This window comes from Thermostichus vulcanus str. 'Rupite' (assembly GCF_022848905.1).
In the GTDB taxonomy this organism is placed as follows: Bacteria; Cyanobacteriota; Cyanobacteriia; order Thermostichales; family Thermostichaceae; genus Thermostichus; species Thermostichus vulcanus_A.
The window spans coordinates 69,486-84,009 of sequence record NZ_JAFIRA010000006.1 but is presented as its reverse complement, the minus strand read 5'-3'; the positions used below and the strand labels follow the sequence as shown (position 1 = coordinate 84,009).

The window sequence follows — 14,524 nt, the reverse complement described above, 5'->3', positions numbered from 1 at the left end:
GTAACCCTGTGGAAGTTGTTTTTTACTATGTCCAATTCCTTTACTGACCACCTTTGGCAGACCATTCAACCGATTTATCAGCAGATTTTGACCCATCCTTTTAACCAAGAGTTGGCAGCTGGAACCTTATCTCGCGCACAGTTCCAATTTTATTTGCAGCAGGATGCCCTCTACCTGACGGATTTTGCTCGGGCTTTGGGTCTAATTGGAGCTCGGTCGGAAGGGGCTGAGCAGGTGGTGAGTTTTTTGAATTTCGCCATCGGAGCAATTGTGGCCGAACGTAGCCTCCACGAAAGCTATTTTCGTCTCTACGACATCCAGCCAGAAACCACCTATGCCCCCGCCTGTTTTACCTATACCCGTTCCCTATTGGCTTCAGCAGCTCTGGATCCCTATGAGGTAGCCATTGCCGCTGTGCTGCCCTGTTTTTGGATTTACCGAGAGGTGGGATCCGCAATCTATCAAATGGCCAAACCTGGCAATCCTTATCAACAGTGGATTGATACCTATGCCGGTGAAGAATTTGCTCAGGTGGTACAACAGGCCATCGACATTACCGAATCGGTAGCTGAGCAAACCACCGCAGCCCTGCGGGAGAAGATGACGGCAGCCTTTGTCACTGCTTCCCGCTTGGAATGGCTTTTTTGGGACAGTGCCTATCGCCTGGAGTCCTGGCTACCAGGGTAACTTTTCCCGACTCCGCTTTAGGAGCTCTAGGACTCCCCCTGGGCGAGCAACCTGCGCACCTGTTCAAAAACCGCATCAAACATCGGCTCTGTAAGCAGCTTGGTGGCCGTATTGCGTTGACTGGGGTGATAGGAGGTGAGCAAATATCGCCCTTCTGCTAGGGCAGTGACTTGGTTGTGGGCAAACTTGGGGCGAGGTTTGGGGGGATCCAGCAACGCCAGGGTGTGCTGAAAGGCAAAGTGGCCCAAGGTGAGGATCACCCGCACCTGAGCCAGCCCGTTCAGTTCCTGGGCCAGGTACCCCAAGCAAGTTTTGGTTTCTGTCAGGGTGGGGCGATTCTCTGGAGGCGCACAACGAACCACTGCCGAGATGTAGCAATCCCTAAGCTGGAGGCCATCCTGTCGATGGGTGGAGGTGGGCTGGTTGGCAAAGCCAGCCCGATGCAAAGCTCGAAAGACCCAGTCCCCGCTGGGATCCCCGGTGAAGACCCGGCCTGTCCGGTTGCCACCATGGGCTGCCGGCGCCAGTCCAATCACCCACAACCGCGCCCGGGGATCCCCAAAGCCAGGAATGGGCCGCCCCCAGTAGGTGTGATCCCGAAAGCGGGCCACTTTTCGGGCTGCGACTTCCTCTCGCCAACTGACCAAGCGTGGGCAGCGACGGCACTGGATGATTTCAGACTCTAGGGCAAGCCAGTCCTGAGATGGAGCAGTAGGATCCCTTTGCGGATCACTCGTCCTCGTCATCCTCCTCCAAGTCATCAAAGGCAGGGGTGGAGTCGTCGATCAGCTGGTCATCTTCGAGAATCAGACGCGGTGGCAGCTCCGGCAGCAACACCTGCTGTTCCTCTTCCTCGTAAGGCTCCGGTTCAGGAGCGATCTCTTCGTAGGTACTAAAGCCAGTGCCCGCCGGGATCAAGCGCCCAATGATCACGTTTTCCTTGAGACCGCGCAACCAGTCTGACTTGCCTTCGATGGCAGCCTCCGTCAGTACGCGGGTGGTTTCCTGGAAGCTGGCCGCCGAGATGAAGCTGTCGGTGTTCAAACTGGCCTTGGTGATCCCCAGCAAAACGGGGGTGTACTTGGCTGGAGCCCCACCGGTAATGGCCATAGTGGCATTCGTCTGCTGGATTTCCCGCAGCTCCACCAACTCACCCGGCAGCAGAATGGTATCGCCACTGTCGTCCACCCGCACCTTCGAGGTCATTTGGCGCACCACAACCTCGATGTGTTTGTCGGAGATCTCCACCCCTTGGGAACGGTACACATTCTGTACCTCATTGACAAAGAAGCGCTGTACCTCCCGCAAGGCCAAACGAGCCGCTTGGTCATCCCCAAGAGTTTGGCGATGGTACTCGTAATAGCTCTCCAGAATGTCGTGGGGATTGGCAGGGCCGTCCGTGAGGGGATCCCCCACTTCCACTGGCTGTCCATCGGCCACCATCAGGTTTTGCCCGGGCAGTAACGGGTAATCGGTGACCGTGCCATCGCTCTCGATAATTTTTAGATCTGGCTCTTCCCCCCGCCAGCTCAGTTGAACAGTACCGGGTCGCTTGGCCAGAACACACATTTCCTTGGGTTTGCGAGCCTCTAGCAGCTCCTCAATCCGCGGCAGACCCTGGATAATATCCCCGGTTTTGGCTCGCTCAAACACCAGCAGGGCCAGCGAGTCTCCCCGCTGCACCAAGTCCCCATCCGCCACCTGCAAGATGGCCCCAGCTGAGACAAGATAAGGCCGTGCCATGCGTAAGACCAGTTGTCCTTCAGACACCTGCATCACTTGGCCTGATTCAGGAGACGGGATCCCAGGCGCAATCTCATCCTTAGCCCGCACCAGATCCCCCACCTGCAGGGTGGTGCTGCCCGTGAAGGGCACACTGACCTGATCATCATCGGTAACCACCAGAACCCGGCGCACCACTTCCGCCCCTTGGCGGATCCCTTGCACAATCCCAGCCTTCTTCGCCTGAATTTCCGTGCGGGCAATCACGGCTCCGGTGCCAATGCTGTCCCCTTCTCCGACCAACAGTCGGGTATGGGTACTGCCCTGAGTCAGATCTGCTTCCACATCACGGCGCAGCAGCAGCGTTTCCAGGATCACCAGTTGCAGGCGGCGGATCTCGGGATCCTCATCATCGTGAATCAGCTCAATGTCCGCCTTCAGTTGCGGGGCATCGGTGTCGATCTCCAGTACCAGTTGGGTGCGTAACAGTTCCACTCCCCCCACCGACCGGACACGCTCACCATCCTTGAAGGGGATGCGCTGCACCGCCCGTAGACGGATGGAACGGCCCGACTCGCTGGTGGACTCTTGGCTGGGCACCGAGGGTTGGTCGGGGATTTCGTACTCCTGCACTGGACGCAGCAGCAGCCCTGGCCCTTCGGGCGTTTCCACATGCTCCAAGTAGACCAGTTGATCAGGAACAATGCTACTGAGCACCTGTTGTCCTGGCTGGATCAAGGTGCCATCCTTCACCTCCATGTCGACGGGGTTTTCCACCAAATGCAGGGATCCCGGTTTAATCACGATCTCCCGCAGAATGTCATTTTTCTGGATCACCTCGACGATGCCGGCATTTTGGCAAAAGATATCCTTCACCACCTCGGTGCCCGCTTCTACAAATTGGCCATCCTCCACATTCAGCAGCGAGATGTCCTTGTTCACTTCGTGGGTTTCCTCCGGGATCCACAGCAGCGTACCCCCCCGGATCACCTCGAAGCCCTGTTTGGCCTTGCCCCGCCGTGCCACCTCAATGCCCGCAAACTTGACCAAGCCGCCGGTTTGGGTGCGGAAGTCGTTCTCGATCAGCTCTGCCACCACTTCGTCATTGCCCACCTTAGTGCCGGGGGTAGCTTTGAGAACAAAGGTTTGACCACCCGCCGTATCCAGCAAAAACTGTTCCCGACCTTGGTGGGACTCCACTCGCACCCGTGCCTCGTGCAGAACCACAGAAGCGTTGATGATCTCCACTTCCCGTCCACTCTTGCTGTCGGTACGCTCCGGCAGCCGCACAACACCGCCGTGCTCCGTTGTTAGGGAGGTTTCCGCAATCACATCCCCCGCCTGTACTGCATCTCCGTTCTGCACCACAGGCTCGGCACCGGGGGGAAGGTTGTACACCTGGCCTGACATCACCCAAATCAAGCCCTGCCGTTGGGCCGTGTAGGTCACGTTGCCTTGGCGGTCAGTCTTTTCTTCGATGGGCAGATCAGCGAAGCGAATCTCTCCAGCCAGATCGGCAATCACCTCTTTTTGTGCTTTTTCGGTGCTCTTGCGGTTGGCCTTGGCCAGCGACACCTCTGCGATCATCTGGTCAGCCTGTACCTTGGCTCCATCCCGAACCAGCAGAGTGGAGCCTTGAGTCACATCGAAAGTTTCCTGCTGCCCATCGGATCCCTCCAGGGTAATTTGGTTGTTCACCTCCACCTGTAGGGCATCATCCCCATGACGGGTGCGGAAGGGGCGGGTACGCAAGCTTTTGGGAAAGCGGACCACGCCGGCAAAGGGAGCGCGGATCTGCCGTGCCACCTCCCCTGTAAACACCCCCCCGGTGTGGAAGGTGCGCATCGTCAATTGGGTGCCTGGCTCGCCGATGGATTGGGCAGCAATAATCCCCACGGCTTCTCCCATATCCACCAAACGGGAATGGGCCAAGCTCCAGCCATAGCAGAGACGACAAACGGAACGGTTGGCCTCACAGGTGAGGGGGGAACGAACCATCACCTGACGAACGCCAGCATTGACGATTACTTTGGCCAGGTCATGATCGACTTCTTGGTTGCGATGGGCGATCACTGCTTGGGTTTCCGGGTGTAGCACATCCCGCGCCAGCACACGTCCCACCAGGCGCTCTTCCAGAGACACCACCACTTTGTCCCCATCCATTAGGTATTCCAGGAGAATGCCCTGCTCGGTGCCGCAGTCGGATTCCCGCACGATCACATCTTGAGACACATCCACCAAACGACGCGTGAGGTAGCCGGAGTCGGCGGTGCGCAGCGCGGTATCCACCAAACCCTTACGAGCACCATAGGAGGAGATGATGTATTCCGTAACCGTCAGGCCCTCGCGGAAATTGGTTTTAATCGGTAAGTCGATGATTTCCCCCTGTGGGTTGGCCATCAGGCCACGCATCCCCACCAACTGCCGTACCTGAGACACATTTCCCCGCGCCCCGGAGTTGGCCATCATGTAGACGGAGTTGAGAGGGTCGTTTTGCTTGAAGTTGCTGAGCAGCTCGTCTTTGATCTGGTCGTTGGTTTGGTTCCAGGTGTCGATGACCTTCTGATAGCGCTCGACTTCCGTAATTTCACCACGGGTAAACCGCTCCGTTGCCGCCTCAATTTCCGCTTCTGCCTGAGCCAACAACTGCCGCTTACTGGGGGGGACGCGCAGATCTTCGATGCTGATGGACACCGCTGCTTGCGTGGCATACTTGAAGCCCATCGCCTTCAGGGCATCGGCCATCTGGGCCGTACGGGCGGTGCCATAGCGGGCAAAAGACCAGGCAATCAAGCTACGCAACTCTTTTTTGCCAATTTGATAATTGCGAAAGGGCACAGCGGGCGGAGTGGTGTTGCCGTCGGCAGCCTGTCGCAACAGGTCAGCAGAAGGTCGTCCTTTTTCGCTCATGATTCCTCGATGATGACTGGATGATGGTGGCAATAGGGCCAGACAGTGACAGGAGAAGGGATCCCTTCGTGTCCTGCACAATGGGGTTGCAACTAGGTGGAAAGGGCTTCCTGCACAATTTTGTTAAAGATGATCCGGCCTGGAGTGGTGCGAATGTACTGGCTGAGGATGTTACCGTCGCGATCTTCGCGGATGCGGCGATAGTTAGTCACCTTGAGGCGAATGCCGCCGGGTTCTTCAGTAACCTCAGGCTCCGACTCTTTTTCTCCCTTACCCAGTTCCATCGGGCCGTTGTAGCGCACCCACACTTTAGCGTGGAGATCCACAGCACCGCGGTCGTAGGCGATCAGGGCATCCTCAAGACTGGAGAAGTAGCGCTCCCCATTTGCGGGCTGCTGTGGATTGTCGGCAGTCAGATAATAGCAACCCAGCACCATATCCTGGCTGGGGGTGATGATCGGGGTACCGGTGGCAGGAGAGAGAATGTTGTTGGTGGCCAACATCAGCAATCGTGCCTCGGCCTGGGACTCCAGTGAGAGAGGGACATGCACGGCCATTTGGTCGCCGTCAAAGTCGGCGTTAAAAGCCGGACACACCAGCGGGTGCAACTGAATGGCCCGACCTTCCACCAAGATCGGCTCAAAGGCTTGGATCCCGAGGCGGTGCAAGGTGGGGGCGCGGTTGAGCAACACGGGGTGACCGTCGATCACCTCCTCCAGCACATCCCAAATTTGCGGATCGTTGCTTTGGATTAGCTTTTTGGCAGCTTTGATGTTGTTGACAATGCCCCGTTTGATCAGCTTGTGAATAACGAAGGGCTGAAACAGCTCGATTGCCATCTCCTTGGGCAAGCCACATTGGTTCATGCGCAGACTGGGGCCCACCACGATGACGGAACGACCGGAGTAGTCCACCCGTTTGCCCAACAGGTTTTGCCGGAAGCGACCTTGTTTGCCTTCGATAATGTCCGACAAGGACTTCAGGGGACGGTTGTTGGCTCCCACGACGGTGCGTCCGCGACGACCATTGTCAATCAGGGCATCCACTGCCTCCTGCAACATGCGCTTTTCGTTGCGGATAATGATCTCGGGAGCAAGAATCTCCTGCAGACGGGCCAGACGGTTGTTGCGGTTGATGACGCGGCGATAAAGATCATTTAGGTCACTGGTGGCAAAACGCCCCCCATCCAACTGCACCATCGGGCGCAAATCCGGTGGGATCACCGGGATCACCCGCAACACCATCCACTCCGGCCGGGATCCGGTGGCAATGAAGTTGTCGATCACCCGCAGCCGTTTAATCAGACGGGCCCGTTTTTGGCCACGGGCACTGGCAATTTCTTCCCGCAACTGCTCGGCTTCTTTTTCCAGGTCAATGTCCATCAACAGGCGCTCGATCGCCTCCGCCCCAATCATCGCCCAGTGATCCGGCAGCTGTAGCTCGGATCCCTCTTCGTACATCTGATCCTCAATTTCGAGGAATTGGTCTTCTGTCAGCAGTTGCTTGTAGGAGAGGTTTTGGGCATTGCCCGGATCCACCACCACGTAGGCGTTGAAATAGACCACCTGCTCCACATCCCGCAGCGGCATATCCAGTAGGGTGGCAATGTGGCTAGGGATCCCTTTCAAATACCAAACATGGGTGACGGGCGCCGCCAACTTGATATAACCCATGCGATGGCGACGCACCCGTGACTCGGTTACCTCCACCCCGCACCGCTCGCAGACAATGCCGCGATGCCGTACCCGCTTGTACTTGCCACAGTGGCATTCCCAGTCTTTGGCTGGCCCGAAGATGCGCTCGCAAAAAAGGCCATCCATCTCCGGCTTGAGGGTGCGGTAGTTAATAGTCTCTGGTTTGGTGACTTCCCCCACCACCTGACCGTTAGGCAAAGTCCGCTGTCCCCACTCCATGATCCGTTCGGGAGAGGCCAACCCAATTTTGACGTAATCAAAACGTTGCTCTGTTCTCGCCATGGCGATTTGCTCCTGACTGACTTGCTGCTGCCCTTGCACCTGATCTGATGGATGTGTAGGGATGACCCCTGCCATCCCTAGCCTGAACGGGATCCCGACCCGCTCCCTTTACGTGCGATTAAAAGTCGTCCTCATCCTCTCCGTCGTCTTCATCTTCATGACTGCGACTAGCATAGGCAAAGGCTGCCGCCGGTGCGGGGGAGAGGTCATCCGACGTGACGGATTCATAGGTGGGCCGCGAGGGAGTATGGCGACCGGACACATCCGTCATCAGATCCGCTTCCACATCGCGGGTTTGCCCTTCGCCGTCCACTTCCACCTTGTGTACCGACACATCTAGGCAGAGGGACTGCAATTCTCGCACCAACACCTTGAAGGATTCTGGTGTACCGGGGCGAGGGATCGGCCTACCTTTGACAATGGCATTCAGGGCTTCGTTGCGACCGACCATATCGTCCGACTTGACGGTGAGCAGCTCCTGCAGGATGTAGGCGGCACCAAACGCCTCCAAAGCCCACACTTCCATTTCCCCAAAGCGCTGACCCCCCTGCTGCGCCTTCCCACCCAGGGGTTGCTGGGTTACCAAGGAGTAGGGCCCAGTGGAGCGGGCGTGAATTTTGTCGTCCACCAAATGTACCAACTTCAACATGTAGGCACGGCCCACCGTGACGGGCTGATCGAAAGGTTCACCCGTGCGGCCATCAAACACCTGCACCTTGCCGCAGTGTTTACCTTCCGAGTTGAAGATCCAATCCCGCCCAGTTTTCTCTCGGGCTTCCTTGAGTTTGGCTTCTACCGTCAGGCGCGAGGCCTCCAAGCCGTGCATCTCGTCGAAGGGCATGAGCTTAAAGCGCACCCCCAAGTGTTCGGCCGCCCAACCCAGCAAACACTCAAACACTTGGCCCACATTCATGCGGGAGGGCACCCCCAAGGGATTGAGTACGACATCCACCGGCGTACCATCCGGCAGGTAGGGCATATCTTCACAAGGCAAGATGCGGGAGATGATCCCTTTGTTGCCGTGGCGACCGGCAATCTTATCCCCCACTTGGATCTTGCGTTTCAGGGCAATGTAGACCCGCACCACCATGTTGGCGCCTGGCGGTAGCTCATCCCCCTGTTCACGGGTAAAGATGCGCACATCCACCACCCGACCCCGCTCACCGTTGGGCACCCGTAGAGAGTTGTCCCGCACATCGCGAGCTTTTTCTCCAAAGATGGCTCGCAGTAGGCGCTCTTCCGGCGGTTGATCCGATTCCCCTTTCGGGGTGACTTTGCCCACCAGAATATCCCCCGCTTCCACCCAGGCACCGACGCGTACAATCCCGTTCTCATCCAGGTTGCGCAGAGCATCTTCTCCCACGTTGGGGATCTCACGGGTGATCTCTTCCGGGCCTAGCTTGGTTTGCCGAGCTTCGATCTCGTGCTTTTCAATGTGTACCGAGGTGAAGACATCGTCGTATACCAGCCGCTCACTGATCAAGATGGCATCCTCGTAGTTATAGCCCTCCCAGGGCATATAGGCCACCAGGACATTTTGCCCCAGCGCCAATTCACCCCCTTCTGTGGCAGGGCCATCGGCTAGCACCTGACCGGCCACCACCCGATCCCCAACGTGAACCAATGGACGCTGATTCAGACAGGTATCTTGGTTGGAGCGCTGGTACTTTTGCAGGCGGTAGATAATCGGATCGCCGCCGTCTTCGGGGCGAACTACCACTTGATCGGCAGAAACATCCACCACCACGCCATTGGTGCGGGACACCACCACCATGCCGGAATCTCGCGCTGCCTGTGCTTCCAAGCCCGTACCCACGTAGGGCCGCTCCGGCTTGAGCAAAGGCACCGCTTGCCGTTGCATGTTGGCCCCCATCAGCGCACGGTTGGCATCGTCGTGTTCCAGGAAGGGGATCAAGGACGTGGCCACCGAGATGACTTGTACCGGCGCCACCTGTACGTAATGCACCTCCGTCGGATGGGCAGTGGTGAACTCCTGGCGGTAACGCACAGGCACCAAGTCACCGAGAATGCGCCCCTCCGCGTCAACAGGAACATCCCCCGGAGCCACTCGATATTCATCTTCCTCATCGGCGGTGAGGTAAACCATGCCCAGGTCTTTGCGCACCAAGCCATTCTCAACGCGGTAGTAGGGGCTCTCCACAAAGCCGTACTGGTTGACGCGGGCATGGGTAGCCAGGGATCCAATCAACCCCGCATTCGGCCCTTCCGGAGTTTCAATGGGACAAATCCGACCATAGTGGCTGGGGTGAATATCCCGCACCGCAAAACCGGCCCGTTCCCGACTCAGGCCACCGGGGCCTAGGGCGGATAGCCGCCGCTTGTGGGTCAACTCCGCCAAGGGATTGGTTTGATCCATGAACTGGGAAAGTTGGCTGGAACCAAAAAACTCCTTGATTGCCGCCACCAGGGGCTTGGGGTTGACCAAAGAGGCCGGGGTGAGATTTTCCGACTCAGAGACCGTCATCCGTTCCCGAATGATCCGCTCCAGACGGTTCAGGCCCACCCGCACTTGGTTTTGCAGCAGCTCACCCACCGAGCGCACCCGACGGTTACCCAGGTGGTCGATGTCGTCCACATGGCCGATGTCGTACTCCAGGTTGATCAGATAGTCGATGACGGCCAGGATATCGGGGATGGTGAGCACCCGCACATTTTCCGGCACACTCAGATTCAGCTTCTTGTTCAGCTTATAGCGACCAACCCGGCCCAAGTCGTAGCGTTTGGGGTCAAAAAAGCGGGATTCCAGCAACTGCTGGCCACCCGAGACTGTCGGAGGTTCGCCAGGCCGCAACTTGCGATACAGCTCCATCAGGGCTTCTTCTTCGCTGTAGTGCCCCTCTTTTTCCATGGTTTTTTGGAAATATTCGGGGTGGCGCAGACCATCGTAAATTTCGGAATCGCTAAGGCCGAGGGCTTTGAGCAGAACCGCTGCCGAGAGCTTACGGGTTTTGTCGATACGCACCCAAACCAGGCTATTTTTGTCAGTCTCGAACTTCAGCCAGGCGCCTCGGTTGGGAATGAGGCTGGCGCTGTAGGTGCGGCGACCGTTTTTATCCAAATCCGACTTGTAGTAAACACCGGGGCTACGGACGATCTGGTTGACGATCACCCGCTCAGCACCGTTGATGATGAAGGTACCCCGATCCGTCATCAAAGGCAGCTCGCCGATGAAGACGTCCATATCTTTGATTTCACCCGTCTCTTTGTTGATGAGGCGAGTGGGCACACGCAGTTGCGCTTGATAGGTAGCATCTCGCCGCTTAGCCTCTTCAGGGTCATAGCGGGGTTGGTTGATTTTGTAGCCTTTGGAGGGATCCCCCAGCCGGAAATCCGGCAGGAAATGGAGTTCCAACTTGCCGGTATAGTCAACGATAGGGGAAAAGCTGAGGAGCTCCTCTTCAAACCCTTCTCTCAAAAACCATAAAAAACTCTCCCGCTGAATCTCTACCAGGTCAGGAAAGGTAGGAGCGGAAGGAAGTTGCACTAATTGTGTCATGCGTTGCTTAGGAGGGGTCGCGCTGCAGTCAGGTCTTCAATTATAGAAACCCCTTCGAAGATCGTCAACGAACGTTACAAAGGAAGAGGGCAACTCCGCCACCCTCACTCGGGATCCGGGAAATGCCCGCAGAACCGCCTCGGATCCCGCCCCCTGCTGCGGGGGAGAGCCTCTCCTCCCGCTTACGCCTTAAGGATTGTTAATATCCATTCATACTCAGACGAATTATTCTAATCATTGACCATCCGTTCGCACGACCTTGGATCGTTGGGGATCTGGGGGGTGGGATAGTGCTGGCAAGCTGGAGTGACAAGCTGCGCTTGTCGGTAAAGGTGGCCTCTTTAATGCGTCGATTTGTCGCTGTTTTGGATGGGGGGGATTGAGAGAACTCCCCCTACCACGTTGTAGTGGGGAAGCAATCGAGGATGAGAAGCGAACAGGAATAGGTTTACAAAGCTTCTCAGGCTGAGGAAACCGTTCGGATGGTTCTTAAAGTTGGTTTGCAAGGAGGGTTTTGTGAGTCAGAGTTTGAATACCAGTTTGTCGGTACAACTGCGGGAAGGCACGAAGCAGTCTCACACGATGGCGGAGAATGTTGGGTTTATTAAGTGTTTCCTGAAAGGGGTGGTGGACAAGCGCACCTACAGCCGCTACGTGGGCAACTTCTACTTTGTCTACAGTGCTTTGGAAGAGGGCTTCACGCAACTGCGGCAGCATCCAGTGGTGGGCAAGCTCTACTACCCGGAGCTGTGGCGCAAGTCCAGCATTGAACAGGATTTGGCCTATTTCGTCGGCCCCAACTGGCGTTCAACAGTACAGCCTTCCCCCGCTTGCCAAGTGTATGTGGAGCGGATTCGGGAGATCGCCAAAAACGACCCGGTGTTGCTGGTGGCCCACGCCTATACCCGCTATATCGGCGATCTGTCCGGTGGCCAAATTCTCAAGAAAATTGCCCGACGGGCGATGGATTTGCCGGAAGGAGAGGGAACAGCCTTTTACGATTTCGAGCAGATCCCCCACGAAGGTAAGTTCAAGCAGCGTTACCGGGCCCAGATGGATGCTTTGGGTTTGGATCAGGTCACCATCGACCGCATCGTGGCAGAGGCCAACTATGCCTTCAAGATGAATATGGATTTGTTTAAGGAATTGGAAGGGAACTGGCTGTTGTCCATGGCTCGTTTGACCTGGAACTCTCTGAAAAGTCAGTTTCAGCGCAAACCGGCTCGCTCCGAAGCAGCAGCGCCTAGCTCTTAATCCAAGCTCTTGAGTGCTCCTCAGTCTGATTTGGGTATGCGTACGGAAGGGATCCCTGGGTAGGGATCCTTTTTTCCTGGTTTTTGGGGTTCACTCACACTCGAGGGTATCGCGGGTGGCTCGCCCGGTTACAGGATTCACGCCTGTTGCCCGTTCGCAAAGGATGGAGAGAGCATCTTGCCGAATCAGGGCATTGGTAAAGTCCGCCCCTTCAATTTGGATCCCGTCCACCCGAGCTAACCACATCATGCTGTCTTGAAGTTGGGCTTCTCGCAAATCTGCCCCCTGCAAGTTGGCCATATCCAAGGTGGCGCTGCGCAGATCCGCCCCCTGTAAATTGGCTTTGCTCAAGTTGGCCCCAAATAAATTCACCCCCGCAGCCTTAACGTGGCTAAGATCACTCTGGCGCAGGTTGGCTTTGAGAAATTTGGAGCCGGTCAGGTCTTGTCCAGCAAAGTTCATCCCCTGCAGATCCCGCTTGGTGTAGTCTTCTGCCTGGGCTGGGGATCCGAACAAAATCATCAACAGGCCAATCATCAGTAAGAAGACCAAGATACCCCGGAAGAGACGGGTTAACGGAGCTGTTCTCGCCAGAAAGGACGCGGACAGGGCAGCAAACATCATGGATCCCTAACCTACCGAGACTGGGGGGTTATTTTTATCCTACCGGATGGGGATCCCGCTTGTAGATTGGGCTATCTTGGCCTTTTATGGGCTGAATCTGCGACTCGCTGGGCGAGGTGCGGGGCACTATCGGTGAGGGGGCGGTAGGGATCCATGTCCAAAGTTGAGATCCTCAATGCAGAGCACTTGGCGAGGTTGATCAATCGGCTGGCCAGTGAGATTGGGGCGGATCATCCGCATTTGGAACAGCTGGCGTTGATCGGAATTCGCACCCGCGGGGTTCCTTTGGCCTATCGGTTGCGGGATCAGCTGGCGGCTCGGTTTGGGATCCCACCCCAGGTGGGGGAGTTAGACATTACCTTCTTTCGGGATGATTTGGGCAGTGGCAGGTTGCGCACCCCAGACCGGAGCGAGATGCCGCGGGACCTGACCGGCAAAGAGGTGGTACTGGTGGATGATGTCATTTTTCGAGGCCGTACGATTCGGGCAGCTTTGGAAGCCCTCAACCATTTCGGACGACCAGAGCGGGTGCGATTAGCAGTATTGATTGACCGGGGGCATCGGCAGTTTCCCATTCAACCGGATTACTGTGGCCAACAGTTGCCAACGGAGCCGAAGCAAATTGTGCGGGTGCATCTACAGGAAGTCGATGGGGAGGAAGGGGTGTTGCTGTGTGCTCCAGATCAGGAAAGCCCTCGCTAGGCTGGGGCAAGACCGGGATCCGCAGTGCGGTATTTTGGGGATGACCTGCCAAACTGCTTCACCATGTCCTTGCTGCCGGAAACCCGTCGTTATGCTGTGTTGGGTACAGGTGCTTTGGGAGGATTTTACGGGGCCAAACTGCAACAGGCAGGCTTTGCGGTCCATTTTCTGCTCCACAGCGACTACGAGCACGTTCGCCAAAAGGGGTTGCGGGTGCAGTCCTGTTGGGGGGATTTCCACCTGCCGCAGGTGAATGCCTATTCCTCCGTCCTGGATATGCCCGTTTGTGAAGGGGTGATCGTAGCTTTGAAAGCCACCCAAAATGCCCTCCTGCCGCAATTAATCCCGCCGGTATTGGCGGAGAATGGCGTGGTCATCCTATTGCAAAACGGGTTGGGGGTGGAACCTGAAATTGCCGAGTCTGTGGGTGCGGAACGGGTGATCGGGGGCTTGTGTTTCATCAGCTCCAACAAAGTTGGCCCCGGCCACATTCACCACTTGGACTATGGCTCAGTGCTGCTGGCCCAATATGGCCCCGACTATGCTGCCCAAGGGATCACCCCCCGCCTCGAACAAGTCCAAGCGGATTTTCAACGGGCGGGGATCCCGACATCCCTCTCCCCCGATTTGATGATGGCCCGCTGGCAAAAGTTGGTTTGGAACATTCCTTTCAACGGCCTATCGGTGGTCTTTAATGCCGATACTCAACAGATGATCGCGGATCCCGATGCCCGTGCTTTGGCGGAAACATTGATGAGGGAAGTGGTAGAGGGAGCGGCTGCCTGCCATCGCCAGATTCCCGATGCAGTGATCGGGCAAATGCTGACCAACACTGAAAAGATGGCTCCCTACCGCACCAGCATGAAAATCGACTACGAACGCAAACGCCCCCTGGAACTGCAAGCCATTTTTGCTAACCCCCTGCGCTATGCCCAACAAGCTGGGATCCACCTACCCCGCATCGAGATGCTGTATCGGCAGTTGCAGGTGTTGGATCGATTGAATCGAGGGATCCCTGTGTCTGGATGGGATCAGTTAAAGCAGGAGGAGGGTTGAGCCAAAGGATAAAAATTCAAGACTCCTCATTCTTTTTGAGGGAACAGCCTCCCGTGGTACTGGCTTGGGTCGGTGG

Annotated in this window: 9 protein-coding genes; 4 read left to right on the top strand and 5 right to left on the bottom strand. The window is 56.8% G+C overall.

Annotation, left to right across the window (positions count from 1 at the left end; genetic code table 11):
• Window positions 1-27 precede the first annotated feature (27 nt).
• The gene (tenA, locus tag JX360_RS04175) at window positions 28-687 is read left to right on the top strand and encodes a thiaminase II (RefSeq protein WP_244349337.1); all 660 of its coding nucleotides are present in this window, start codon (window positions 28-30) and stop codon (window positions 685-687) included.
• Between the two features lie 26 nt (window positions 688-713).
• On the opposite strand, the gene JX360_RS04170 is transcribed toward tenA, so the two are convergent.
• The 4 genes from JX360_RS04170 to rpoB form a co-directional block, all read right to left on the bottom strand.
• Window positions 714-1,433, bottom strand: a complete 720-nt coding sequence (locus tag JX360_RS04170; RefSeq protein WP_244349336.1) for a uracil-DNA glycosylase — start codon at window positions 1,431-1,433, stop codon at window positions 714-716.
• On the bottom strand, window positions 1,417-5,319 hold the full coding sequence (locus tag JX360_RS04165; RefSeq protein WP_279611229.1) for a DNA-directed RNA polymerase subunit beta': 3,903 nt from the start codon (window positions 5,317-5,319) through the stop codon (window positions 1,417-1,419). Before JX360_RS04165 ends, JX360_RS04170 begins: the two co-directional genes overlap by 17 nt.
• A 92-nt stretch (window positions 5,320-5,411) precedes the next feature.
• Complete coding sequence (locus JX360_RS04160; protein WP_244349365.1) at window positions 5,412-7,295, bottom strand: DNA-directed RNA polymerase subunit gamma; 1,884 nt, start codon at window positions 7,293-7,295, stop codon at window positions 5,412-5,414.
• Window positions 7,296-7,413: 118 nt separating this feature from the next.
• Window positions 7,414-10,812: a DNA-directed RNA polymerase subunit beta gene (gene rpoB / locus JX360_RS04155; RefSeq protein ID WP_244349335.1), complete on the bottom strand. Its 3,399-nt coding sequence runs from the start codon at window positions 10,810-10,812 to the stop codon at window positions 7,414-7,416.
• A 516-nt stretch (window positions 10,813-11,328) separates the two neighbouring features.
• Between rpoB and JX360_RS04150 the strand changes: the two genes are divergently transcribed.
• On the top strand, window positions 11,329-12,066 hold the full coding sequence (locus JX360_RS04150; protein ID WP_341830527.1) for a biliverdin-producing heme oxygenase: 738 nt from the start codon (window positions 11,329-11,331) through the stop codon (window positions 12,064-12,066).
• Between the two features lie 90 nt (window positions 12,067-12,156).
• Here the strand turns inward: JX360_RS04150 and JX360_RS04145 are convergent, their stop codons facing one another.
• The gene (locus JX360_RS04145; protein ID WP_244349333.1) at window positions 12,157-12,690 is read right to left on the bottom strand and encodes a pentapeptide repeat-containing protein; all 534 of its coding nucleotides are present in this window, start codon (window positions 12,688-12,690) and stop codon (window positions 12,157-12,159) included.
• Window positions 12,691-12,843: 153 nt separating this feature from the next.
• Here JX360_RS04145 and pyrR point away from each other — a divergent pair, with 153 nt between their 5' ends.
• Both pyrR and JX360_RS04135 read left to right on the top strand, forming a co-directional pair.
• Window positions 12,844-13,392: a bifunctional pyr operon transcriptional regulator/uracil phosphoribosyltransferase PyrR gene (gene pyrR / locus JX360_RS04140; RefSeq protein WP_244349332.1), complete on the top strand. Its 549-nt coding sequence runs from the start codon at window positions 12,844-12,846 to the stop codon at window positions 13,390-13,392.
• A 63-nt stretch (window positions 13,393-13,455) separates the two neighbouring features.
• Complete coding sequence (locus JX360_RS04135) at window positions 13,456-14,448, top strand: putative 2-dehydropantoate 2-reductase (protein ID WP_279611240.1); 993 nt, start codon at window positions 13,456-13,458, stop codon at window positions 14,446-14,448.
• The last annotated feature ends 76 nt before the right edge of the window (window positions 14,449-14,524 follow it).